The sequence below is a fragment of the Photobacterium leiognathi genome (assembly GCF_030685535.1).
Lineage (GTDB): Bacteria > Pseudomonadota > Gammaproteobacteria > Enterobacterales > Vibrionaceae > Photobacterium > Photobacterium leiognathi.
In genome coordinates this window covers 1548158-1574243 of record NZ_CP131601.1, presented here as the reverse complement: position 1 = coordinate 1574243, position 26086 = coordinate 1548158, and the positions used below count along the sequence as shown (strand labels likewise).

The window sequence follows — 26086 nt, the reverse complement described above, 5'->3', positions numbered from 1 at the left end:
TATAAATATAAAGATACAGTTGGAGAATAATGTCAATGAAACTGGAAGCGGTAGATTACACGGCAGAAAACGCGAAACAGCTATTTGTTGAATCGCTACGCAATACTGGCTTTGGGGTATTAAAAAACCACCCTATTCAACAAAAATTAGTTCAAAGTATCTATGACAATTGGTACCAATTTTTAAATAGTGAAGAGAAAACAGATTTTCTATTTAATGTAGAAACCCAAGATGGCTTATTCCCTACTGAAGTGTCAGAAACCGCAAAAGGACACACTAAGAAAGACATTAAAGAATACTTTCACTACTACCCTTGGGGTCAATGTCCATCAGCACTAAAACAAGAAGTTCAGCAGTATTACCAAGAAGCTAATGAACTGGCGACAGAGCTACTATCATGGGTTGAAGAATACTCACCTAATGACATTTCCGACAAATATTCCCAACCGCTGTCGAGCATGATTGATGGTAGTGAAAAAACCTTGTTACGTGTATTACACTATCCGCCACTAAAAGGTGATGAAGAACTAGGTGCAATTCGTGCAGGTGCCCACGAAGATATTAATCTATTAACTATTCTACCAGCGGCTAACGAACCAGGGCTGCAAGTGCTAGCAAAAGATGGCAGTTGGATCGATGTACCCTGTGATTTTGGTAACCTGATCATCAACATTGGTGACATGCTACAAGAGGCTTCTAGCGGTTATTTCCCTTCAACCACTCACCGAGTGATCAACCCTGAAGGTGCAGATAAAACCAAATCACGCATTTCATTACCGCTGTTTTTGCACCCAAAACCAGAAGTCGTGCTGTCTGAAAAATACACGGCAGATAGCTATTTAATGGAACGTCTACGTGAACTTGGCGTAATCTAATTTTACAGCAACCGCTTCTACCATCAAACTCGGCATTAAACCGAAATGTTCATTGCCGAGTTTTCTAACTAATCATTCTGTAATTAGGCTCAAAAATCTGAACATTTTTTCGTGGCTCTTGTCTCAAAATGAGTTAGTTGAATCCGATTTGTTATGCAAACAATCTATTATTGGCTTATAGAGTAATAGCTTACCAATTTAATCTTGATTACGTTTACATTCAGACTTTCAGATCTATAGTTCATTGATAACCAAATTGGTTGCCGTAGATCTTACTTAGGGACTCCGTATGAAAATCTCGTTAACAACACCAGTGCTTTCTTCACTTGATACTTTCCTAAAACTGATTGACGAACTATTCGCTTACGAGGCTTTACCACAAAAAGTAGAGCAAACCTCTGCGGCAGTAAAACAACTGCTTGCATCACCAGAGCTAGGTCATGCTTGGTTCATTGAAGTCGAAGAAAATGGTCAAACCCAAATCGCAGGACATTTGATTGTTAGTTACGCTTTTAGCCTAGAGCATGGCGGAAAGGTCGGCTTAATTGACCAATTCTATTTAAAACCAGAATGGCGACAAAAAGGCATAGGTTCAGCCCTATTCCCTCAAGTAGAACAAAACGTGATTAATGATGGGATCAAAGCCCTATCGCTTGAGGTAAACATCGGAAATGCTGGCGCTCGTACCTTCTATGAGCGTCAAGGTTTTGTACCTCGTCGACAATTCTGCATGATGACAAAAACATTAGTTCAAAGCACCGTACCGCTACACGTTGCGTCATAAATATCGCTAACGTCCGTATTTAAAGCCTTGCATTGTCATTATACATTGCAAGGCTTTTTTGATTGTTAAGCGTATGAATCTATTGACAACTTAGCTAGAATCATCACCATAAAACCTGCTTTTCATTTTTCAAAACCAAGGAATGTTATGAGCCTTATTATCACGATTGCGGTTATTGTGCTGCTTGCCTTTATCTATATCTCACTACGCAATGGATTAATTGGTAAGAAAAACCAAGTTGCCAACGCAGAATCCAGCATTGATGTGATGCTGAAAAAACGCTTTGATTTACTGCCAAACCTTATTGAAACCGCTAAAGCGTACATGCAGCATGAAAAAACAGTATTAACTGAACTCACCGAGCTACGCTCTCAAGCTAATAGCGCCACCAGCACTGATGAAAAAGCTGCGCTAGATAAACAAATGAGTACCGCCCTTTCCCATTTCCGTGTCGCGGTTGAAGCATACCCAGAGCTAAAAGCAAACGAGAATATTGATACCGTATTACGTTCAATGAATGAAGTAGAAGCACAATTATCAGCTTCTCGTCGTAGTTTTAATGCCGCAGTTACTGACTTCAACAATGCCGTAGAAATGTTTCCATCTAGCATTATTGCTAACAGCATGAACCTAAAGACCTTACCTTTGTTTGAGATCCCAGAGGTAGAACGCCAAAACATTGATGCCGCAGCATTGTTTAACAACAAGTAATTATCACTAGGTCTTATTATGGAAGATCGTATTTCTGCCCTATACGAACAAGGCTTAAGAGAACAACTCTCAAGCCTTGAATCTACCCGTCAACATGTCATCAAACAGCTATGGATTGCCTTAGCAACAGGTGCAATAACCGCTGCTATTTCGATCCCGCTTGCGCTGCATTACAACAGCTTGCCATTGGGTATTATCGCTACCTTTGTTATCTCGCTTTTTATGCTAGTACGTTTTTCTAAACAGAAAAAACAATACAGCGTGACTTATAAAGAAAAGGTCATCACTTCTCTACTGGCTAACATCAATGACAGTTTTCAATATCAACCGCTCTCAGCAATCTCTGAGCATGACTATAAAGCGAGCCAACTATTTCCAACTCATTATGACAGCTACCAAGGCGAGGATTTCGTAGAAGGTAAAATAGGCAAAACCACGCTGCGTTTTTCAGAGCTCAATACTCAAGTTAAAAAACAGCGCCTAAACCAAAAAGAAGATCGTGAGGAATGGGAAACCATTTTTAACGGTATTTTCTTTGTAGCTGACGCCAATAAGAGCTTCATCAGCAAAACACTAATTGTGCCAGCTAAAAATGCGTTTTTATCAGCGATTAGCGATTCAGTCACACAGTTATTTAACCGTAAATCAGATCGTATAAAACTCGAAGATCCTCGCTTTGAACAACACTTCTCGGTTTATAGTAGTGATCAAATTGAAGCTCGTTACCTGCTAACCCCTGCGATGATGGAAAGGTTGGTAGATTTTGTCGCCAAAGCGAAAAGCAAAGTCTCACTGTCGTTTATTGATAACAATATTTACATTGCCATCAGCAACAGTAAAAACTATTTCGAGCCTGCCCTATTTACTCAATCTGACAGTTTCGAATCGGTGCAAGACATTGCCCACGATCTACAGTTCGTTATCGATATTGTAAATGACTTAGATCTCAACACCCGTATTTGGACCAAACACTAGTTATCTCTCATTCCTTGATTTACGATGGCAACAGTGCGTATTAAAACAGCTATGTTGTTATCGTAAATCAATAAGAAGACTATACATGAACGATCTCATTACCTACATTTTAGCTTTTAACACAAATGACTCTTTCATTATCGACAGGAAAATACAGCAACACACTTACCTTGAAGATGATGTAGAGATCCATCATACAGAAGAGCGTGCAACCTTTAGTAATGGTGCCGTTATGTTAAAAACCACTGAGTTTGATGAAACGCTAGGTATACTTGACGATAGTGTATGCCCTGAGTGTTGGATCAATTACGAAATTATTACCCAACCACAAGGAGAAGTAATTGCACCGAAAAAGAAAATTTTCACCAGCCGATGCCAAGAGTCTTTTTGGCTCAAACTACAAAAAACACGTACCAAGCTAAACTGACAAATTTATTCACTTAATACTTTTGAATAACCATTGTACCTGCAATAAGATCATGTAACAGCCTCTTACATGGATGGAACTTTAACAGTAAGCCATTAATAGCAAATAATAGAATCGGTGGAATAATAAAGGTCATCATCCCTAAATATGAATAGAATATTTGTCGAATTACTACAGTGATCATTGATGCTTTAAAACCATTTTTCATCACTATTTGCGTTCCGACAAAACGCATACCAAGTGTCTGACCTTCTCTAAAAAAAGACCAATTAACAATAAGAAATAAAACCGTATTTAGAATACTCAAGAGCACTCGGTTATATTCCATACCCATCATATGACCAAAGGAGTATATTTCTTGATAACGTATTAAATTATAAAGATAAAGTAGGATGATAGAAATGACGCTAAAAACCAGAAGATCGATTAATCCGGATAAAAAGCGTTGAATAGAACTTGCCACAGCATAACAATCGCTTTGATCGGTAAATGTAGTATTACTCTTCACTTTGCTGACCTGAAATTTTTTCGAAGTGTAAAATACTCTTAATAAAAAAACGTCAACCCGTGTCACAATACTGTTACTTATAATGTAAAGGCATAACTATAGATAGCTATGCCTTTCATAGTTAATAATACTAATCTACCCTTTCAAACTTAAATGTTCCGATATGTTGTTTGGTTTGATACTGCACGCCATCTTGGAAATCGGTATCCACTCTCAATGTGGTTAATAGATAAATAAGAAAAGCTTCAGATCTAGTACCTTCAATAAACATGAGTAGAGGTTAAACACTAGATATAAATTTTAGCTAGATTATAAAAGTAAGAAGTCTTATCTAGATGATCTATCCAGATAAGACTCTTTGATAGCTATATTTCAGCCATTACTTCTGCTGGCTTAACGTAATGTTCTTATAATGAATTAGCGCATTACTCTTCGAACTCTTAAAGGCATCGTTCACATCTTGAATGTAATAAGCCGGCAATGATTCTTCATTCGCCACTGCTTTACCTTCATCAGGACCTAAACACAGCATAGTTGTTGCCCACGCATCGCCTTCAACAGGGTTAGTGCCAAACACAGAAGCCGATACTAAATTGTGAGTAATTGGCGCACCAGTTCGAGGATCTAAAATGTGTGAATAGTCTTTTTTACCATCTTTGAAATTATGATGGTAAGTACCTGACGTATTTAGCGATACACCATTCTCATCATTGATTGTCACGATCTGATACGGGCGAATACCGTCTTTCAGCGCTATAGGCTGTTCAATTGCCACGCGCCATTTTTCACCCATTGGCTTATGACCTTTGATCTTCATATCGCCACCGAACTCAACCAAGTAGTTCTCGACACCATCAGATTCTAGAATTTGGCTTAAACGGCTAATCGCATAGCCCTCACCCATTGACGATAAATCAAGTTGAAGTTGAGGAATGGTTTTGCGAATACGTAAATGCTCAGGATCGATTTCAATTTTGTCGATCCCCATATCATCACGGATCTTGGTAATTTGGGCAGCCGTTGGCACATTCAACGTTTCACCTTGGAAACCCCAAAGTTTATATAACGGCTGAACAGTCGGATCGTAACAACCGTGACTGGCTTTATTAATCGACTGAGCTAAAGACACCATATAGATGAAATCTTTCGACGCTGGTTGCCACTCAGTAGACGTGCTTTTGTTGAATTTCGAAATATACGAATCATTACGATAAGTCGAATACTCTTTATCAATTGCCGCTAACGCTGTATCAAATTGTGCTTTTACTTTTGAAGGCGATACTTCGTCTTTAGACCAGTAGCTCACGTGGTAAGTCGTACCTTCAGCATAACCTGCAATTTTTTCTAACTTTGGTGGTTGACTACAGCCCGACAACATCATGATTGCGGATATCGTTAATGCCGTACAGCTCCGCTTTAGAACAACATTCGACGTTTTCTCGAACATACAAAAACCTTATTGATTCGCAAATGTAACCAAAGTTTACCAACAGTTACTAAGTACTACTAGATAGAGGCAAAACACTGCAGTTAGCGACACGTTCTCACCATCAATGAAAGGCTTTGCCAAACCACTGGTTAAATGTACACTAGTCAGGTTTTTAGCTAAGCCAGTACCGTTTTATGTATACTCTTCGTCCTTACCAACAAGATAGCGTGAATGCCACCCTTCATTACTTTCGTAAGCACAATACCCCAGCGGTACTCACCTTACCGACAGGTGCAGGTAAAAGCCTTGTAGTAGCAGAGCTTGCCCGCATTGCTCGTGGTCGTGTATTGGTGTTAACCCACGTTAAAGAGCTGGTGGAGCAAAACCACGCCAAATACGAAAGTTATGGCTTAAAAGCAGCGATTTTCTCAGCTGGATTAGGACGAAAAGAAACCGATCAACAGGTAGTCTTTGCCTCGGTACAATCAATGGCAAACAGCTTAGATAAATTCAAAGAACAGTTTTCACTGCTGGTTATTGATGAATGTCACCGTGTTCCCGACGATGAAAACAGCGCGTATCGCAAGGTCATCAAGCACGTTCAAGAAGTAAACCCCAACATTAAGATCCTTGGCTTAACAGCTACCCCTTATCGTTTAGGTATGGGATGGATTTACAAGTACCATACTCGTGGTCAAGTACGTACCGAGCAAGATCGCTTCTTCCGTGACTGTATTTTTGAGCTGCCGATCCGCTATTTATTAGATGAAGGTTTTTTAACCGAGCCTAAAATGATGGATATGGCCGTACTTGGCTATGACTTTTCATCGCTCACGCCCTCTTCTACAGGACATTATAAAGAAGCCGATCTAAATAGTATCATCAGTAAATCGGAACGTGCGACACCGATGATCATTGAACAAGTCATCGACTACGCCAAAGATCGTAAAGGCGTGATGATCTTCGCTTCCACTGTCAATCATGCCCAAGAGATTATGGGGTATCTGGCTGGCGAAAATGCCGCTTTAGTGATTGGTGATACCAGTATTGAAGAGCGTGATCGCATAATCAACGATTTTAAAGATCAGAAAATCAAATACCTTGTTAACGTATCGGTATTAACCACTGGCTTTGATGCGCCCCATGTGGATTTAATTGCCATTTTGCGCCCAACAGAATCTATTAGCCTATACCAACAGATTGTAGGCCGAGGGTTACGCCTATCCGAAGGCAAAGAAGATTGTTTAGTGCTTGAATATGCTGGCAACTGTTACGACTTATACCAACCTGAAGTTGGCGATCCTAAACCTAATAGTGAAAGTGAAGTTGTCATGGTGCCATGCCCTGCTTGCGGCTTTAAAAACAGCTTTTGGGGCAAACTTGATCCCGCAGGCTTTTTAGTTGAGCATTATGGTCGTCGTTGCCAAGGCTATTTTGAAGACGATGAAACAGGCGAACGTGAAGAATGTGGTTATCGTTTCCGTGCTAAATACTGTGAAGAGTGTGGCGCTGATAATGATATTGCCGCCAGACGTTGCCACCAGTGTGACGCCGTCATGGTTGATCCTGATAAAAAGCTTCGTGATGCGTTGAAGCTAAAAGATGCCATGATTATGAAATGTACCGACATGCGTTTAGAGCCGGGTAAAAACAAGTTTGATAAACCGCAGCTTAAAGTGGTGTATATCGGTGATGAAGGTAATGAAATAAATGAAGTGTGGACGCTTTCCAATAAAACCCAGAAACAAGAGTTTCTAAAGCGTTTTATTAATCCCCATTTAGTGGATCGTCACCGCCCGTTTACTGATACAGCCCCAACCAAGGTTGCCAATAACGAGCACCGTTTACGTCCACCAGAAATTGTGATCGCTCGTAAAAGTGGTCGTTTCTGGGCAATTAGAGATAAGTTGTTCGACTTGGGTCAGTATCAAAGGGATTAAACAATTTTAAGAAACACTATTTAACTTTACTGTGCAGAATGGTGACATTTAACATCAATAGCCTAGCCTAAATTTAACATAACAATATAAGCACTGAAGCGGTAAGCAGTTTAGAACAATAAAACTAAACTGACACCGCTTAGTAATGTTTAAAGTTCGAAATTGTACTAATTTATTGCTAGATGATTAATTTTTGTATCGTCAAATGTTCAATCCTTTTTATAATAACATTAACAGATATGTTAAAAGCTTAGGCTCAACACTAAAAGTACCAATATAAACCAATAACTTAACATACAGTGTGGATGCTAGACACTTATACACTAGCAAGCGCTTTGTTCATTATGAATAATTGAATGCTATCCAGTTATCCTTAAACACACTGAAGTGATAGTAATTAAGATTAAGCTGTTTTATTATTCTTTTTTGAATTCATTGTCGTCATAAACCGATGTTTAACCGTTTTTATATGCTGCAATGCATCAGCTTTAATCTTCTTATTAAGCTTTACACTTTTACTTATTGTTTGCTTCCTAGCCATACTCTTTACGCCATTTTTACAAGTCTTTAACGTCAATTTTTTGTCACTAGGAAAACGGTATCATACTTGATGCGTCTAATAAAACTTTATATTTGTTACAAATTTTATGTAACTTTAAACAATCACTTTTAATAACAATAACTTAAAAACTTACACAGAGATATATTTCAAATATCCATGTGAAAAATGAGCATATAGCGAAATACAACATTAATTAGTCAATAAATTTACTTCCAATCATCCCACTAAAGCATGAATTACTACGCAAACTCTAATAATAAACGTATATTTATTTTTCTTTATAAATTAACCATTTATATACATTAGTCACACACTTTTTAACCACTTGCTCTTATAGTGCTTACGCAATTTGATGCTCATTTAAAAGTGCTTTTTACTATCGGAGAAGGCTATGACTGCACTCACTATCACAATAAGGCAATGGCTCTTAAATCGTAACAGTCTCATTATCATCGCAGACATTCTATTGTTTGTTACCCTACTTAACATCCTACCTTTTGAGGAAAATGTCAATCTCGGGCTCAGTATTCTGAGCTTTATCGCTGTACTTTGGCTAACTGAAGCATTACACGTCAGCGTAACCGCCATTCTTGTTCCATTACTCGCGATATTTTTTGGTATTTTTAAAACACCGCAAGCATTAGCGAATTTCTCCAACCCTATTATTTTTCTATTTTTAGGTGGATTTGCACTCGCAGCAGCACTGCACAAACAACAATTAGATCAAGTGATTGCAGATAAAGTTCTAGTTGCAGCTAAAGGGAAAATGTCTGTCGCAGTGTTAATGTTATTTGGTGTTACTGCTGGCCTTTCCATGTGGATCAGTAATACCGCAACAACAGCAATGATGTTGCCATTAGTGCTTGGCGTATTAAGTAAAGTAAACAATAAAACAGGACACAGTACTTATGTCTTTACCCTATTGGGTATTGCTTACTGTGCTAGTATCGGCGGTATTGCAACGATTGTAGGTAGTCCACCCAATGCAATTGCAGCAGCAGAAGCAGGACTTAACTTTACCGAATGGATGGCATTTGGCGTACCAGTTAGCTTACTACTGTTACCTCTTACTGTTGGGTTATTATATGTATTATTAAAGCCCAACCTAAACCATCAATTTGAAATCGATCATACCCCTATTACATGGACAAACGGTAAGCTGCTCACTCTCGCTATTTTTTTATTCACCGTCACATGTTGGATTTTCAGTAAACCGATCAATGCTTATTTAGGTGGCTTTGCAAAATTTGACAGCGTTGTTGCACTAAGTGCGATCGTTTTACTCTGTGCCTCACGTGTTGTTGAATGGAAAGATATTCAAAAATCAACCGATTGGGGTGTACTTATCTTATTTGGTGGGGGTATTTGTTTAAGTAACGTATTAAAAGCAACAGGTACCAGTGTTTTTCTCGCTCAGGAACTGAGTGGATTTCTCAACCAAGCAGGATTATTACTAACTATCTTTGTAATAGCGATCTTTGTGGTTTTCTTAACTGAGTTTGCGAGTAACACGGCAAGTGCTGCGCTACTCATTCCTGTTTTTGCAACCGTTGCAGAAGCGCTAGGGGTATCGCCTGTGATTTTATCGGCATTAATTGCAATCGCAGCATCTTGTGCATTTATGCTACCCGTTGCGACACCACCCAATGCGATTGTATTTAGTACGGGTCACATAAAACAACAAGAAATGATGAGAATTGGTATTTACCTAAATATTCTTTGTATTGTGTTTTTAACGCTGTTTACTTGGATATTCTGGTAATTAATCGCAGGCAAAGAAGGTGTAATAACGCACCTTCTTTGTAAAAATTTTACTCAAGAGTGATGAGTAATCTTTCTCCGTTGTCGTTTTGCTTTTCTATCTTACACTTCCCTTTTCTTTCAATTAATTTGACCTGTTCAGGCTCCAATGCAAATGGTAATAACAGAACAAGACCTTGAATATCTTCATTGCGTGATAAAAATAATAAACGAATAATATTTTGAGTATCACTTGCACTGCTTGAAAGTACTTTTAAGGCTTCTTTATGTAACTTTTCAGCAGGACTTATTGGTGATGAAATATTCGATTTAATATTCATCTCAAAAGATGGTACGAGACTTTGAATAAAGTCGATAAATGTCCATTTCTGATGGCATAGAAGAGAAAGAAAATGTGTGTAATCAAATATGATAAGTTCTTGCTCTGATGTATTAAGTACTGTTTCCATAACTATCCTTAGGTAGGAACGTAACATTAATCATTATCTTTTATCGGTAAGACTATACGTCCACTTCGCTAAGCCACTAAATGAAGCCAATTGCATTTGTGAGCAATATCACATCATTTTTTCGTTTTAACATTACAAAAAACAGATAAAAAACAATTATTTAACACCAATGGAACCAACCGTTATCATGCTAAATTTCTATTATGCATAACCATTACGCTTTTATTCTTGTTAGGAACTAACTGTAATATTAATAGTCAAAAATATTCCTTAAACATTTTTTAGTAATTAATCCCATTAATTCATAATTTCACTCATTTTTACATTTCCTATTTACTTCACCATTATTAAAAACATCGTATTTATATCTGATTGCTTTAAACAGTAATAATTTAAAAAAACGACTGGAAACTTTGGTTTTAGAAGACTAGAATTGCCCCGTTTTGGGGAGTAGTCACAATTGTTCGTCTGTCGTCATCTCGAAGCCAACGCTTCCGGCAGCCGTGAATGGATTTGCATCATTATTCAATGCACCATTTTGACGAGACCAATGCCATTATTGCTTACACAGTAAGTGAAAATAGACTCAAGCATCGTGCTTGAGTTTTTTAATGCGCGTGAGGTTTATTGTGAAACACCCTTTTACCATGCCTTCCGTGTTTTAATCCCTATGCGATAACCTTTGTTGTAAAGCTGTATCATCCTCTTGCTATTGGTGTATCGATCATATTCATAAAGCGCCAATACAGTTTGCGTTGTACTGCAAAGGTTATTACCCAAGGTCGATTTTTAGGAGAAATTCTATGAGCCTTTTTAGTTACGAAGGGTTCGCTGTTTTAACAGTGTTAATGTTTGCATTAGATCTATACCAAACCCGTGGCGGCAAAGTATCTATAAAGAAAGCAGCAATTTGGAGTGTATTTTGGGTTTTACTCGCCTTCTTATTTGCTGTGTTTATTTACTTCAACTGGCAATTAATGGCACCAGATAGCACCTACAGTAATACCAAAGCGGCAACTGCTTTTGTGACTGGCTATCTATTAGAAAAATCATTAAGTGTTGATAACTTATTCGTGTTCGCGCTGATCTTTGGTCAATTTATGGTACCAGAGCGTCTACGCCCACGTGTACTAATGCTTGGTGTTGTTGGTGCGCTATTGCTTCGTGGCGGTATGATTGCTGTGGGTGCACAGCTACTTGAAGACTTCCACTGGGTGATGTACATCTTCGCTGCTTTCCTTTTATACACTGGTTTCAAGCTATGGAAAGAAGATGAAGAAGAGCAAGAAGACTTCTCTGATGCACTACCTGTGCGTATTGTTAAACGTTTCTTCAAAGTAACGGACGATTACCACGACCATAAGATGTTTGTTAAAGGCGATAAAGGCTGGTTAGCAACACCACTATTGGTTGTCGTAGCAGTTATTGCATTAACAGATGTGATGTTTGCATTGGATTCTATCCCAGCGATATTTGCAGTAACACGTGAGCCGTTCCTAGTATTTACAGCTAACGTATTTGCCCTACTTGGTTTACGTTCACTGTACTTTGTTCTAGAAGGCATGCTAACACGCTTCTGTTACCTACGTGTCGCACTAGCATTTATCCTAAGCTTCATTGGCTTGAAAATGCTATTGGTGGGCACAGCATGGGCGATCCCAACAACGGTTTCACTATGTGTGATTGTACTGACTATCTCAATCGCAATCGGTGCGTCATTATGGAAAACGCGTAATGATGATGAACCAAGTGCTGATCATCAAAACTAATGATTAACAAAAAACGCCACAGCTAATCTGTGGCGTTTTTGTATCTATAAACTGGATTCTGAATTAAGCCAATGAAGCGACAATCTCAGTTAACTCTACCGGGTTAGCAACAATAAAATCAGGCTTAATATAAACAAGCTGCTGATGATCCGCTTCTTTTTGCGTATCAACCCAAATACTCTTAATGCCGGCATTGTTTGCACTCGCAATGTCAGCAGCTAATGAATCGCCCATATGGATTGCTTCATGAGGTTTACATCCAACTAAACCTAACGCCTTCTCAAAAATACTCAATGCAGGCTTTTCTTCGGGCTCTTCCCCACCCACAATAATATGATCAACATATTGCTGCATTTCTGTTGTCGCAAGCTTTGGGTGCTGAGAGAACACAGGACCATTAGTGATCACCACCAGCTTATAGGCTTTACGTAGTGCCACCAGCGCGTCTTTCATACCAGGAAAGAAATCAAACCCTGACATTCTTGACTGATCAAAACACGCTTGAATTGCAACGGCTGAGTCAAAAGGTAAATCGATACCCTGCTCTTTAAATAATACGATGATCAAGTTCTGACGGAAGTACAGCTCGTCATTGAGTAGAGGTACTAACTCAGGTAATTCATCATTTAGTTTTTTATATACCCCTGCAACGTAACGTTCTAAGAAAAGATCAGCATCTAACTGAGGGTATAAATCCGCAACGTATAACTTCAATTGTCCGACAGCATGTTTATCTGCCAAAGAAGTGGCACATAAGGTTTCATCCATATCAAGAAAAATAGCTTTTAACACATTCACCTTCTTTGTTATCGATTACAGGCAGATCAATAGTACCTAGCAAAACTTATGATAAATAGTTTAAACGTAAAATAAATTACGCGGATTGACGAATATCACTGATTTTGTATACAAAAAAGCCAGCAATCTAGTGCTGGCTTCTTACTACTTCAACAAATTAATGTTTAAAGTCTTTCATTGTGATGAATTTGTTTTTAATTGGTTTTGGGCTTGGTGAATCATAGCCGTAAATATCTTCGCGCATTTGCACCATACCATCATGATCAACCCAAGCTGTTAGATATACAAAATCTACATCAATGCGCTTAGATAAGCTGATCGTCTTTTGTTTTTCTGCATCTAGCATTTTCTTAAACGTTGGGATATTGCCACGGTTTTGGTAGTCAATCACATAGTTTGCTAAGTCATAAGCACGCTCAACACGCACACAGCCAGAGCTTAAATCACGCTTAGTTTTACTAAATAGACCACGAGCTGGCGTGTCATGTAGAAAAATAGCGTAATCGTTAGGCATTAAGAACTTAACACGACCTAATGAGTTGTGTGGACCAGGGCCTTGCTGGAACTCATGTGGGAACGTTTTTGGATTAACCGCTGACCAATTAATGCTAGTTGGATTAATCACTGTGCGATCACGCCAGCTATTTAAGATCTGCATATTATGCTGCTTTAAATAACCAATATTACGTTTAACCTTAGGGATCACATCGTGCTGTTTGATCGTAATTGGCACGTTCCAGTAAGGGTTCACCACCATCGTTGTGATTGAAGATGAGAATAAGTTTGTTGGACGAGTGTCACGACCAACAATCACTTTAGACTCAAATACAACATTGCCTTTATCGTACACTTCTAGCTTGTAGTTAGGAATGTTTACCCAAATATGTGGACGACCTTCTGCATGTTTGTTTAACGACGCCACACGTAATGTGTTTAAAGCTAATCGACGAGCGATCTCGTTATATGGCATCACTAACTGCTGAACAGTCGCAGGACCAACAATACCATCACTTGATAAACCGTGACGCTTTTGGAATGTCTTTAAACTTTCAAAAACAGCACCCGTATTAGTGATTTTTGCTTGATGAGATAAATGATCATAGTGCGCTTGATCCATATCACCTAGCGTATAAAGCACTTTTACTAACTCATGACCGTGAGGCAGAGTGTCACCTTTACGGTAAACGCGAGTAAAGTCAGATGCTTTTAACGTATGTGCAGGTAAATTCTGGTATTTAGCTACCGCATCCATCGTCGGTTTGAACGCAATGTAACCTGGGCGAAGTGTTTCAAGCTTTGCTAATGTCATCGGGTAAGCATCTACGCCTGACGCGTAATCTGTCATTACCTTACTCATTCGCACCTGCTTTGATAGGAACAATACGTTACGATGTGTAGCAATGTAATTTTGGAATGCACGGTACACATAGTACGTATCTGTCGCTAACAGATCGTAAGCTTGATCATTATGTTCGTTTTCTAGCCTCTCCATTTCTGAAATACGCTGCGCAAGACCTGGCAACATTTTTGTATCAGCAACGGCTTTTAGCTGTAATTCGAATTCATCTCGTAGGGCTTTATCGTGCCAAATTGGGTAAAACTTATTCTCGGCATAAGCTTGTTCAATTTGAGGTTTAAAGCACACCTTACTGACCGCATCAGCACATAAGGTTCTAGTACTTAATACACTTTGGTTATTCAAAGAAGACCAATCAACGGTACCAGTACTAACAGGCGCTTCTCTGTCGCTTACAGGTGGAATAGCTACTGACTCTTCAGGTCCAGTGATTTGAACATAGCTATGTGGTGCTACAGGTGTTGTCGATTCAACCGCAAATGCACTACCAGGAAGAATCAAAGAGAAAGCAAGAAGCTTGCTGAAACGTTGGGTGCCAACACGCTGAGGATTAAACATCTTCAAAGCGATCCTTATCTAATAAAAGAAGACAGATATCCGTATTTAAATAACCAAACGCACATTAATTGAAGTAACGCTCATACATACGGTACACAAACGATATCGTCTTTAGTAAAGCCGATAACTGCATATTTAGACAAATTTTCAATCACGATACAATTCAAATAACGCAACTTTAAATATTAATTATCCCATATCAAGATTTTTTATGTTGGATAAGCTCAAATCATAAAAAATAAAACATTGATTTTTAAAGATAAAAAAAGAGTATTAAAAATGGTGTTCATAAAAACACCATTTATCTTAAATATTTAATACTGCGAGTTATGCTACATTTTAACGCGATTAAATTACAATATTGCTCAAAAAACAAACTTACTTGTTGTTTTCGCGGTAGAATTCCCACTCTTCAACTACTTTGCCATCAGCTAGGTGGCAGTAGCCCACATCACCTTTCTCTTCTTTTTTAATCTCAAGTTTACCGCCCTGCTCTTCACAGTAAACAGAGGCAGGATTCGCCATACCAATCGCTTCTTTTTTTGGTTGCTCAGGCTGCTTTGGTTCTTCTTTATTACAGCCTGCTAGCGCTGCTGTCATGCCAACAACTGATAATAAAAGTGCCCACTTTTTCATACTGATTATCCTTCTACTTCTGTTTTCCTTTTTGGAAAAGCTATATTAATTCTTTTTCACTTCTGGAAATAACATATCTCGTCTAAAGTGCCGCAATAAAATAACAAGTACGGTTACGAGCAATGTCATCACAATCAAAAATAAAACAGATTATTACTTCACCTACATTAAGCCCTAAGCAAAAAACGTTGTTTCTCTCTTTAGAAGCTGAGGCAATTGTAGACTATATGTCTGTAAGTGACGAAATTTTACTTGCTAAAAATGAAGGTGTTATCTGCGACATCTTTGAAGGTAATGCGCCTTTCAAACCTCGTTACGTGCTACCGGACTATGCAAAATACCTCCAGCAAGGTTCTGCTTATTTAGAGCTGGAGCCTGCAAAAGATCTGGACGACGCGTTAAATGCACTGACGATTATTTATCATCATGTTCCGTCAGTGACTAACCATCCTGTATATATCGGTCAGCTTGATGATTTATTGTTACCATTTGTTAACAATGAAGATGAAGCGAGCATTTATAAGAAATTAAGAAACTTCTGGATCATGCTAGATCGCACTTTGCCAGATGCCTTTATGCACGCCAATATTGGCCCTAATGACAATATTATCTGCCGTACAATTTTAAAAATTGATGCTGAGCTTAAGCAAGTCGCACCGAATTTGACCTTCATGTATGACGCAGAGATCACGCCAGCATCATTGCTTGAGCAAGCTTGTAAAAACATTTGTGAATGCAGCAAGCCACACATTGCAAATTATCCGATGTTTAAATACACCTTTGGTGAGCAAGGTTTTGGCATTGTAAGTTGCTATAACTCACTTCCACTTGCTGGTGGTGCGAATACATTAGTACGCTTGAATTTAAAAGAAGCAGCGAAAAAAGCATTGGATGCAGATGATTTCTTAACGCAAGTGCTGCCTCACTACTGCCAGTTAACCTTTGGTCTTATTGACGCTCGTTCAGCGTTCTTACATGAAGAATCGAATTTCTTTAATAGCTTCTTAGTACAAGAAGGTTTAATTGAAGAAGCACGCTTTGCACCAATGTTCGGTATTTATGGCATGGCTGAAGCCGTTAATCTGCTTTTAGAAAAGTCAGGTTCAACAGAGCAATATGGTCACAGTGATGTGGCAAACAACTTAGCATTAGCTATTACTGAATTACTAAGTGACATTGTCACTAACACCCCAGTGAAATACGGTTATAAACAACGTGCATTACTGCATTCACAAGGTGGTATTAGCTGCGACCAAGACGTGACTCCTGGTATTCGTATTCCTTATGGCAATGAGCCCGATCCAGTCACTCACGTGAAAGCTCTAGCTGCACACCATAAATACTACCTATCAGGGATCAGTGACATTCTAACAATTGATGAAACAGTAAAACAAAACCCACAAGCCATGGTTGCATTATGCCAAGGTGCATTAAGTATGGGCTTTAGAGAGTTTACTGCCAACGTGCATTCTAATGATTTAGTACGTGTGACAGGCTATATGATCAAGCTTTCAGATGTCGCTAAGTTTAAACAACAAGGCTCGCGCACCAATACCACATGGTTAGGTTCGGAAGCGAGTGAGCAAACCGCTATTTTACAACGTTTGCCAAGGGTATTAAGCCACGAGCAAATGCCAAAATTTGAACAACTAGTAGGTAATAAGTAAGAGTTTAAATAATGATTTCAGCCTCTATCAGTAAAATTCTAAATTTTTCATGCGTAGATGGACCTGGCAACCGAATGGTTATCTTTTTTCAAGGATGTAATTACAACTGTAAAAACTGTCATAACCCCCAAACCATTGGGGTATGTAATCATTGTACAGCCTGTGTAGAGCACTGCCCTACACAGGCTCTTCAAACAGAATACATTGATAACAAACCGAAAGTGATTTGGAATAAAGCAGCGTGTACAGAGTGCGACAAATGCATTGAGGTGTGCCCTAAACAAGCAAGCCCAAAAACGGAATCTATTTCAGTTTCGCAATTAATTGAAAAGATCCAAGAAAATCGGCTTTTTATTAATGGTATTACCGTATCAGGTGGTGAAGCGTCATTACACTTACCCTTTATTATCGCGCTCTTTAGATTGGTTAAAACAACCGCTTCATTGAAGCATTTAACCTGCATGATCGACAGTAATGGTAGTTTAGGTACAACAGGCTGGAAACACTTATTACCTTATTTAGATGGGGCGATGATTGATCTCAAAGCATGGCATGATGAAACCCATCATTGGTTAACGAACAGAAGTAACCACCGTGTATTTGAAACTATGAATTTCCTACATTCTCACAATAAGTTACATGAGATAAGGTTACTTCATATTCCAGATAAAACGGATTTCATCGAGCATATAGAACAAGTGTCCCGTTTCTTACGTCCGTTTTCAGACAGCGTAACGATAAAGCTTAATGCCTTTAGACACCATGGTGTGACAGGTGAAGCGCTTAATTGGGATGAATGTAGCAAGGAAGAAATTGATCATTTCCACAATGAGTTAGCGCAACGTGGGGTACAAAATATCGTGCTACCTGCGATGTATTAATCACAGTCTAATTCAATAATCATAACTGTTGCTGTCGTTACTCAATACTACAGCAACAGTTACTTTTTAAGCCTGCTCTACGTTAGCGTCTTCTTTCACACCACAAAAATCAAGGATCTGCTGGTGCAACCAACGCACGGCAGGATCGTTCATACTTGGTTGATGCCAAACAAGGCTATAAGCCACTTTGCCATAGTTAAACGGTAACGGTTTCTGTACCAGCGCTTTAGATTGCAATGCGGTATTCGCCCAACGGTGTGAACAAGTAAACAATAAATCACTGTTATGGCACATAGTCGCTGCACCACCAAAATCAGCGACATTCACTACGACTTTACGTTTTCTATGTTGTTGGGCTAATTGCATTTCAAAAAATGGCACACTTAAATCGCTGTCCAAAATCCCGATATGACCGCAATTTAAATAATCTTCTAGTGTCAGCATTTTATCCACCAGCGGGTGATCGTGTGCCATTAAGCAAATCATTTCATCAGTAAACAGGGTTTGCCATACCAAATTATTTTGCATTAACGGCGGCTGGCTTAAATCATGAGGAAGAATCACAAAATCAAGCATCCCTTTGGTTAAGCCATCAAAACCAATACTGTCTTTAGACCAAATATCTAATCGTACATTAGGTGCTTGCTTTAATACATGGGAATGCAAACCGCTGGCAATCAGTTCAAAGGTACTTTCACGCATCGCCAGTGAAAAACCACCCTCATAGTTTTCAGGTTGAAATGATTCTTTGGTCATGATCTGATTCATATCGCTGATCATTTGATGCACTGTTGGCCCTAACCGACGCGCCAACGGTGTTGAGATCAACTTATTACCATGACGATAAAATAACTCATCATTTAAGTTATCACGCAGCTGACTCAGTGTTTTACTTACCGAAGATGGGCTAACACAAAGTCGTTCAGCACACGCCGTCACACTTAAGGTATCTAGCATCACATGCAAAGTGATCAAATGTTTCATGCTAATACGGGAAAGCTTAATTAAATCCATGTGCGACCTTTATCAAACAAGTCAAGAATATGACAGCAGCCTCAGTATGAGATAAAAAAAATGCCAGTCAATCATCGACCAGCATTTTTGCTAAATTACTAATAAAGTTGTCTATTTTTGCTTTAAAATTCAGCAACTCAATCATTTCAAATCAGTAATTAACGAATTCCATTTAAAAACTCAGCACGAGTTGCAGAGTTCTTCTTAAAAATACCCCCCAGCGCCGTCGTTGTTGTCACACTGGTTGCATCCATTACACCACGCGCTTTGACACAGTAATGTGTTGCATCAATGGTGACAGCAACGTCATCACTTTCAAGTAGCGTTTGCAATGCTACAAGCACTTGTTGTGTCAAACGCTCTTGTACTTGTGGACGCTGCGCAAAGAAGCGAACAATACGGTTAATTTTAGATAGACCGATGATCTTACCACGAGGAATATAAGCAACGGTTGCTTTACCATCAATAGTCACTAAGTGGTGTTCACAAGTACTGGTTAATGTAATGTCTTTAACACGCACCATCTCATCACAGTTCATTTTATTTTCAATGACAGTGATTTTTGGGAAGTTCGTGTAATCCAAGCCAGAAAACACTTCATCAACGTACATTTTTGCAATACGGTGCGGGGTTTCAACCAAGCTATCATCAGTCAGATCAAGCGCGAGTAACGATAAGACCTCACGCATGTGGTATTCAATCTTTTCTTTTTTCTCTTCGCGGCTAACATCTTGTTCAACCATTGGGGTTTCAAGACCACGGGCTGCTAATGCATCACGAACTAGTACTGCAGATTCACTTAATGCTGTCATTCTTTTCCTCCAACTGGCACAGGCTGAAATGCAATAAAACAAGCCTGTTTTCGCTTGCCAGCGCTAAAAACATACGAAGAATACCCCCAAATGGAAATAATTACACCTCCCATTTAATAGGGATTAGTCCAATTGGTCTAATTTTGGCATAATCAATCTCTTACAGCCCTTGTTAAGAAAGGGTAATATAATGAAAGATACTATTTTCTCTGGGCTCTGAAGTATTATTAATATTTCTATCTATGACTATTGATAGTAATCCAGAGCCACTATGATTCAACTATAAAAAGATGGATACCACTATGGGATGCTGCGACGTACCAGGCCTTATGCCCGTTGAAACTGCAATTAATAACATTCTTGAGCAAGTTTCACCTTTAACCAAAACGTCAACGGTTGCATTAGCAGATGCGATGGGATTAGTGCTAGCACAAGATATTCTTTCACCAATTAATGTGCCGCCTTTCGCTAACTCTGCAATGGATGGTTATGCCCTACGTGCTGAAGATTTAACAAGCACAGATACGCTAGTATTAGCAGGAAAATCTTTTGCTGGTATTCCATTTGAAGGTGAATGCCAAGCGGGTCAATGTATTCGTATTATGACGGGTGCTGAAATGCCTGCAGGTACTGATACCGTGATCATGCAAGAAGAAACGACTGTTGATGGCGATAACATCACGTTTAATATCAAACCCAAAGCGAACGATAACGTACGCCCTATTGGTGATGATGTCAGCCTTGGTGAAACAGTGCTAGTAACAGGTACTCGTTTAACTGCTCGTGAAATGCCGCTGTTAGCATCATTAGGTATTGCACAGGTTGAAGCATTTCACCGACCAAAAGTGGCTTTCTTCTCAACAGGTGATGAACTACGCCCGGCTGGTGAAACATTAGAAGCAGGTCAAATCTACGACAGCAACCGTTACGGTATTCGTGCTTTACTGGAAAAATTCGGTTGTGAAGTACTTGATCTTGGTATTATTCCTGATTGCCCTGAAAAACTGCGTGACGCTTTCCTTAAAGGTTCAACAGAAGCGGATGTATTAATCACCTCAGGTGGCGTAAGTGTGGGTGAAGCGGATTACACCAAAGATATTTTAGATCAAGAAGGTCAAATCGGTTTCTGGAAGATTGCGATGAAACCGGGTAAGCCTTTTGCATTTGGCAAAATCAACAACGCATGGTTCTGTGGCCTACCGGGTAACCCAGTATCTGCAATGCTCACGCTATATCAATTAGTACAGCCTATGCTGGCAAAACTTGCTGGTAACAGCCAATACCAACCACCTGTACGTGTAAAAGCGAAAGCTACTACCCTATTTAAAAAACGTCCGGGTCGTACTGATTTCCAACGTGGTATTTACAGCATTAATGCTGAAGGTCAATTTGAAGTGGCAACTACAGGTAATCAAGGCTCGGGTGCGTTTAGTTCCATGCACCTAGCAAACTGTTTTGTGGTATTAGAACAAGAGCGTGGTCGTGTACAAGCAGGTGAAGATGTGACTATCGAAATCTTCAACCACACTCTGTACTAAGAAACGGTATTTCAGATGACAACAGATAACATTAATAACGTTGAACTGACTGATGATGAAATGCTGCGTTATAACCGCCAGATTATTTTGCGTCAGTTTGATTTTGACGGACAAGAAGCGTTAAAAGCCTCGTCGATGTTGGTACTTGGTGCAGGCGGCTTAGGTTGCGCTTCAACCCAATATCTAGCAGCCGCTGGCGTAGGTAAATTAACCTTAATTGATGATGACAAAGTTGAGGTTTCAAACCTTCAACGCCAAGTGCTTCATCACGATGCTACCGTTGGCATGTTAAAGGTCAATTCAGCCCAGGCGGCATTATGCCGTATCAACCCTTATATTTCGGTTGATACCATTGCTAAACGCTTATCTGACGAAGAACTACTGCCACTGATTGAAAACCACAACATCGTTTTAGACTGTAGCGATAACGTTGATACCCGAAATCAACTTAACCGCCTATGTTTTAAAACCAAAACACCGCTGATCTCTGGTGCAGCAATCCGCATGGAAGGTCAAATCAGTGTGTATGCTTACCAAGATAACGAGCCTTGTTATCAGTGTTTAAGCGCCCTATTTGGTCAACAAACCTTAAGCTGTGTTGAAGCAGGCATTATGTCACCAGTAGTTGGCATTGTGGGTGCTGTACAAGCGATGGAAGCTATTAAAGTTGTTGCCAACATGGGTACACCACTAACAGGCAAACTATTAATGTTAGATGCGTTATCAATGAGCTGGCGTGAAATGAAGCTAATGACGCAACCAAGTTGTTCTGTTTGCGCTAACTGATCTTTTCCGCTGTATATACGGCTCAATAGTGTATACAGCGGTCATTCTTTTTATTCGTCACCACTTACCTATCCTCTACTCTTCATCCCCCCAACCGATCAGTTTCACACAACTCACTCCCAAATTTATATCTCATGCATTTTTTTGCTAAAACACGTTAATACAAAATAAAAATCAAGGGATGAACATGTTTAGTAAAAAGATCATAGCAGCGACCTTGCTTGCGCTGTCATTTAATGTTTCAGCAACCACGAGTGACATTCCAGCCTCGAAAAAGCTACTGATTGATAAACTACTCGCACAAACAGGACAATCGGCCGTTGCCGTTGGTAAACAATATTCAGATCTGTTTACTCAACAAATGACGACGATCTTAAAGCAGTCTAAACCCGACATTAATCCCAAAGCTTTTGATATTGTGGAAGAAGAAATCAGCAACATCATGGATGAAGAGTTTGTAATTAACGACAGCTTCAAAACCATGATGTACCCAATCTACAATAAGCATTTCACAGAAGATGAACTGCGAAAAATGATTGAAATTAACAATACAGAATTTGGCAAAAAGTTAATTCGAGTAATGCCACTTATCAACCAAGAAGGCATGTTAGTTGGACAAGAGTTTGGTAAAAAACTGGGACCTAAAATTCAACAACGTATAACAAAGCGATTTAAAGAAGAAGGTATTAAGTAAACGCATCCATACCATGTTAGAGCTGTTATTTGGTAAAGAAACGGTTTCGCAAGCTCAAACAAAAATAAAGACTGGCGAAATCTAAATAGCAAAAAGCCGACTGTCACTAAGTGCTCAGTCGGCTTTCTTTTTTATGTTCAGCGAAGCGTTATTACATTAACAAGATGATGCTTACGATCGCTGCGCTCATTAGGTTTGCTAGTACACCAGCAGCAACAGCACGGATACCATATTTCGCAATGAATGGACGACGCTCAGGAATTAGGCTGCCCATACCACCAATTAGAATTGCTAGTGTTGTGATGTTGGCAAAACCACACAGTGCAAAAGTAACAACAGCTAATGAATGTGGTGATAACGCATCTTTTACTTTCATCATGTCAATGAAAGCCACAAATTCGTTCATTACGACTTTCTGACCAATTAACGAGCCCGCCGTTACCGCCTCACTCATTGGAATACCCAGTAATAATGCAACAGGTGCAAACAAGTAACCAATTAGCATTTGGAATGTTAAGCCTTGAATACCAAAGAACTCACCGATATCACCTAACAAACCATTAAACAGTGCAATCACACTAATGAATGCAATCAAGGTTGCACCGATTGTCACAGCCATACGAAGACCAGACATTGCACCATCTGCTAACGCTTCTACTACGTTGGTTGCTTTAGGGATTTCAACACTAGTGATTTCGTCAGCAGAAAGCTTTTTCTCACTTGGTGGCATAATGATTTTCGACATCAATAAACCTGCAGGTGCTGACATAAATGCTGCTGCAATCAGGTAATTCAAGTCTACACCTACTGCTGCGTAACCGACCATAGTAGAGCCTGCAACCGAGGCTAAGCCACATGTCATCACAGCAAACAGTTGAGAATCATCCATTGATTTTAGGTACGGTTTGATCACAAGTGGCACTTCTGACATACCAACAAAGATGTTCGCCCCTGCAGACAATGATTCTGCACGACCTGTACCTAGGATACGTTGCAAGCCTCCACCGAACACATTGACCACTTTTTGCATAATACCTACGTGATACAGCATAGAAATCAGTGCAGAGAAGAAGATGATAATACCCAGAACGTTAACAGCGAATACAAAGCCGATACTGCCTGTTGCTAAGCCACCGAATAAAAATGATAAGCCATCTTTACCGTAATCAGTTACATAAGTAACACCGTTACTTACTGCTTGTAGTGCTGACTTACCAGCAGGAATGTAAAGCACGATCAACGCAAATAACACTTGTAGTGCAAATGCAATGCTAACCATTTTTACAGGGATACGCTTTTTATCTGTTGAAATAAGAAACGCGATAAGAAGTAGAACAAATATACCTAATAGAGCAATCATTGAATGAAATTTTGTTGTTACCCAAAAGAGGGTTGCATTGTATTTACATTAAAAATCCAATCAATATCACCTTGTAGCACATTTGTTATCGCTACATCTTATAATCCAAGTAGTTTGAGCTGAAAACAAAACACCTTTATTAAATATCAATAAGATAGAGATAAACTTCTTTTTATTATTTCTATATAAAAATAATAATTTGCTTTAAAGCAATAAAATCGCAAAGATCCGGATATTAAACGAGCACGCAAGCGCTGCTATTTTCAGCAAATTAAAATACGTATTTGCAAAACAATCTATAAGTTACGGCGTTTTCACCTATTCCCTTACCGTATCACCTCTTTATTGCTGATAGGAAAAAGTAAACAGGCTTAAAAACTTGTTTGATTTAGGCTGCTTGTAACTACTGCTCTGTCATTACTATCTTCCATCTCATTTATGTTAGAGTTACGGCAAATATTAAAATAAAAGAAACAACCCAATGAAACGTATTGTCTTATTCAGCCAAAAAAGCTGCTCAAACTGTAAAGATGCTCAACAATATATGGCAAGCAAAGGCTATAGCTATCGCCTAGTTGATATCAGCTCACCAAAAGGAAGAAAGGAATTTAACAGTACAGGCGCACGCTCTGTGCCTGTTTTACGTGTTGGTGATCAGGTATTAATTGGCTGGAACATGACTAAGTTTGAAAAAGCATTAAAATCAAAAGACTAATCTGCTATTTCCCCTCTTGGTTTACCCTTTCTCTATTTGTTTAGATATAAAAAAACCGACAGCATGTGTCGGTTTTTCTTTAACTCAAGATTAACGAGCTAATATTAATCGTTGTCGTTTAAGCGGATACCTTCACGCTCAATCACGATCAAACCTTTCTTGTACAAGCCACCAATCGTTTTCTTAAAGGTCGCTTTACTCGTACGGAATACTTGGAAAATCTCGTCTGGGCTAGACTTGTCACTTACAGGAATGAAGCCACCTTTGCGCTCTAGCGACGTTAAAATCTTGTCTGCTAGATCGTCAACACGCTCTTTACCCTTCTTCTGAAGTGATAAATTGATTTTGCCATCTGGACGAATTTCTTTAATGTAAGCTTTTAGCTCTTTACCGATAAATAGCTTACCGAAAGATTCAGTTTTGAATAATAAGCCCCAGTGCTTACCGTTAACCACTGCCTTGTAACCAAGATCGGTGATTTCAGCGATGATCACTTTAACTTCTTCGCCAACTTTGTAAGTCGCTGGTGTTTTGTCTAAGAAACGGTTGAACTTGGTTGTACCCACGATACGACCCGATGCTTTATCAGTGTAAACGTGAATAACCACTTCTTGGCCTTCTTCTAAACGACGACGCTGTTCACTAAATGGAATAAGCAAATCTTTGCTTAAACCCCAATCCACGAACGCACCAATGTTAGTGACACCAACAACACGTAGTTTGGCGAAATCACCTACTTTTGCGTAAGGTTCATCTGTTGTTGCAATGATTTCATCGTTTGAATCAAAGTAGATAAATACGTTTAGCTTGTCGCCTAACTCAGTACCTGCTGGAACAGAGTTCTTTGGTAATAGGATATTACCGAAGTCTTCACCACCATCAAGAAATACGCCAAAGTCTACTAGCTTGACGACTTCTAGTGTGTTGTATTGTCCAATTCTAATCATGTATCAGGTACTCTCTGCATAGGCAACAACACGTACAAGGTGTTGCTGGTTCAATATCTTTATCAATCAATTTACTAGCTATGACAATTAATTAGCTATATCTCACTAACCAATCAGCTATAATGCACATGTT

24 protein-coding genes are annotated in these 26086 nt (G+C 39.2%); 14 read left to right on the top strand and 10 right to left on the bottom strand.

Features of this window, described 5'->3' with window-relative positions; translation table 11 throughout:
* Positions 1-35: 35 nt before the first annotated feature.
* From Q7674_RS14345 to Q7674_RS14325, 5 genes are all read left to right on the top strand, one after another.
* Positions 36-875 carry a 2OG-Fe(II) oxygenase family protein gene (locus tag Q7674_RS14345; protein WP_305424138.1) on the top strand — a complete coding sequence of 280 codons (840 nt, stop codon included), beginning with the start codon at positions 36-38 and terminating at the stop codon, positions 873-875.
* Between the two features lie 289 nt (positions 876-1164).
* A complete protein-coding gene (locus Q7674_RS14340; RefSeq protein WP_045062924.1) occupies positions 1165-1659 on the top strand; it encodes a GNAT family N-acetyltransferase in 495 nt (164 codons plus the stop codon).
* 147 nt (positions 1660-1806) lie between these two features.
* Positions 1807-2370, top strand: a complete 564-nt coding sequence (locus Q7674_RS14335; protein WP_023932400.1) for a LemA family protein — start codon at positions 1807-1809, stop codon at positions 2368-2370.
* 18 nt (positions 2371-2388) lie between these two features.
* Entirely contained in the window at positions 2389-3345 is a 957-nt protein-coding gene (locus tag Q7674_RS14330; protein WP_045062925.1) for a DUF3137 domain-containing protein, read from the top strand.
* A gap of 85 nt (positions 3346-3430) precedes the next feature.
* The gene (locus Q7674_RS14325; RefSeq protein WP_045062926.1) at positions 3431-3772 is read left to right on the top strand and encodes a hypothetical protein; all 342 of its coding nucleotides are present in this window, start codon (positions 3431-3433) and stop codon (positions 3770-3772) included.
* A gap of 13 nt (positions 3773-3785) precedes the next feature.
* Here Q7674_RS14325 and Q7674_RS14320 read toward each other — a convergent pair whose 3' ends face one another.
* Both Q7674_RS14320 and Q7674_RS14315 read right to left on the bottom strand, forming a co-directional pair.
* Positions 3786-4280 (bottom strand): RDD family protein, encoded by a 495-nt coding sequence (locus Q7674_RS14320; RefSeq protein ID WP_052679862.1) that lies wholly within the window; start codon positions 4278-4280, stop codon positions 3786-3788.
* A gap of 379 nt (positions 4281-4659) precedes the next feature.
* Complete coding sequence (locus Q7674_RS14315) at positions 4660-5727, bottom strand: FAD:protein FMN transferase (protein ID WP_305424080.1); 1068 nt, start codon at positions 5725-5727, stop codon at positions 4660-4662.
* A gap of 176 nt (positions 5728-5903) precedes the next feature.
* On the opposite strand from Q7674_RS14315, the gene radD reads away from it, so the two are divergent.
* Together radD and Q7674_RS14305 are read left to right on the top strand one after the other, a co-directional pair.
* The gene (radD, locus tag Q7674_RS14310; RefSeq protein ID WP_045062928.1) at positions 5904-7649 is read left to right on the top strand and encodes a DNA repair helicase RadD; all 1746 of its coding nucleotides are present in this window, start codon (positions 5904-5906) and stop codon (positions 7647-7649) included.
* Between the two features lie 953 nt (positions 7650-8602).
* Positions 8603-9973, top strand: a complete 1371-nt coding sequence (locus tag Q7674_RS14305) for an SLC13 family permease (RefSeq protein ID WP_045062929.1) — start codon at positions 8603-8605, stop codon at positions 9971-9973.
* 49 nt (positions 9974-10022) lie between these two features.
* Here the strand turns inward: Q7674_RS14305 and Q7674_RS14300 are convergent, their stop codons facing one another.
* Positions 10023-10421, bottom strand: coding sequence for a hypothetical protein (locus Q7674_RS14300; protein ID WP_023932408.1), 399 nt, complete (start codon positions 10419-10421; stop codon positions 10023-10025).
* 803 nt (positions 10422-11224) lie between these two features.
* Between Q7674_RS14300 and Q7674_RS14295 the strand changes: the two genes are divergently transcribed.
* Positions 11225-12190 carry a TerC family protein gene (locus Q7674_RS14295; protein WP_045062930.1) on the top strand — a complete coding sequence of 322 codons (966 nt, stop codon included), beginning with the start codon at positions 11225-11227 and terminating at the stop codon, positions 12188-12190.
* Between the two features lie 63 nt (positions 12191-12253).
* Here Q7674_RS14295 and Q7674_RS14290 read toward each other — a convergent pair whose 3' ends face one another.
* From Q7674_RS14290 to Q7674_RS14280, 3 genes are all read right to left on the bottom strand, one after another.
* Positions 12254-12982 carry an HAD family hydrolase gene (locus tag Q7674_RS14290; RefSeq protein WP_305424077.1) on the bottom strand — a complete coding sequence of 243 codons (729 nt, stop codon included), beginning with the start codon at positions 12980-12982 and terminating at the stop codon, positions 12254-12256.
* 163 nt (positions 12983-13145) lie between these two features.
* Entirely contained in the window at positions 13146-14903 is a 1758-nt protein-coding gene (locus tag Q7674_RS14285) for a L,D-transpeptidase family protein (protein ID WP_305424075.1), read from the bottom strand.
* A 378-nt stretch (positions 14904-15281) separates the two neighbouring features.
* A complete protein-coding gene (locus Q7674_RS14280; protein ID WP_008986971.1) occupies positions 15282-15539 on the bottom strand; it encodes a putative hemolysin in 258 nt (85 codons plus the stop codon).
* A gap of 122 nt (positions 15540-15661) precedes the next feature.
* Between Q7674_RS14280 and Q7674_RS14275 the strand changes: the two genes are divergently transcribed.
* Both Q7674_RS14275 and Q7674_RS14270 read left to right on the top strand, forming a co-directional pair.
* On the top strand, positions 15662-17206 hold the full coding sequence (locus Q7674_RS14275) for a YjjI family glycine radical enzyme (RefSeq protein WP_045062932.1): 1545 nt from the start codon (positions 15662-15664) through the stop codon (positions 17204-17206).
* A gap of 74 nt (positions 17207-17280) precedes the next feature.
* Positions 17281-18087, top strand: coding sequence for a YjjW family glycine radical enzyme activase (locus Q7674_RS14270; protein WP_008986969.1), 807 nt, complete (start codon positions 17281-17283; stop codon positions 18085-18087).
* A gap of 66 nt (positions 18088-18153) precedes the next feature.
* On the opposite strand, the gene Q7674_RS14265 is transcribed toward Q7674_RS14270, so the two are convergent.
* Together Q7674_RS14265 and folE are read right to left on the bottom strand one after the other, a co-directional pair.
* Positions 18154-19101, bottom strand: a complete 948-nt coding sequence (locus Q7674_RS14265; RefSeq protein WP_045062933.1) for a LysR family transcriptional regulator — start codon at positions 19099-19101, stop codon at positions 18154-18156.
* Between the two features lie 158 nt (positions 19102-19259).
* Positions 19260-19913 carry a GTP cyclohydrolase I FolE gene (gene folE / locus Q7674_RS14260; protein ID WP_045062934.1) on the bottom strand — a complete coding sequence of 218 codons (654 nt, stop codon included), beginning with the start codon at positions 19911-19913 and terminating at the stop codon, positions 19260-19262.
* A gap of 302 nt (positions 19914-20215) precedes the next feature.
* Here folE and moeA point away from each other — a divergent pair, with 302 nt between their 5' ends.
* The 3 genes from moeA (at position 20216) to Q7674_RS14245 (ending at position 22931) form a co-directional block, all read left to right on the top strand.
* Positions 20216-21451 (top strand): molybdopterin molybdotransferase MoeA, encoded by a 1236-nt coding sequence (gene moeA / locus Q7674_RS14255; protein WP_045062935.1) that lies wholly within the window; start codon positions 20216-20218, stop codon positions 21449-21451.
* 15 nt (positions 21452-21466) lie between these two features.
* On the top strand, positions 21467-22237 hold the full coding sequence (gene moeB, locus Q7674_RS14250) for a molybdopterin-synthase adenylyltransferase MoeB (RefSeq protein WP_045062936.1): 771 nt from the start codon (positions 21467-21469) through the stop codon (positions 22235-22237).
* Between the two features lie 187 nt (positions 22238-22424).
* Positions 22425-22931, top strand: coding sequence for a DUF2059 domain-containing protein (locus Q7674_RS14245; RefSeq protein ID WP_008986964.1), 507 nt, complete (start codon positions 22425-22427; stop codon positions 22929-22931).
* Positions 22932-23082: 151 nt separating this feature from the next.
* Here the strand turns inward: Q7674_RS14245 and Q7674_RS14240 are convergent, their stop codons facing one another.
* Complete coding sequence (locus tag Q7674_RS14240; protein ID WP_045062937.1) at positions 23083-24291, bottom strand: NupC/NupG family nucleoside CNT transporter; 1209 nt, start codon at positions 24289-24291, stop codon at positions 23083-23085.
* Between the two features lie 481 nt (positions 24292-24772).
* On the opposite strand from Q7674_RS14240, the gene Q7674_RS14235 reads away from it, so the two are divergent.
* The gene (locus Q7674_RS14235) at positions 24773-25006 is read left to right on the top strand and encodes a glutaredoxin family protein (protein WP_045062938.1); all 234 of its coding nucleotides are present in this window, start codon (positions 24773-24775) and stop codon (positions 25004-25006) included.
* 104 nt (positions 25007-25110) lie between these two features.
* Here Q7674_RS14235 and Q7674_RS14230 read toward each other — a convergent pair whose 3' ends face one another.
* Positions 25111-25953 (bottom strand): CvfB family protein, encoded by an 843-nt coding sequence (locus tag Q7674_RS14230; protein WP_008986961.1) that lies wholly within the window; start codon positions 25951-25953, stop codon positions 25111-25113.
* Positions 25954-26086: the final 133 nt, after the last annotated feature.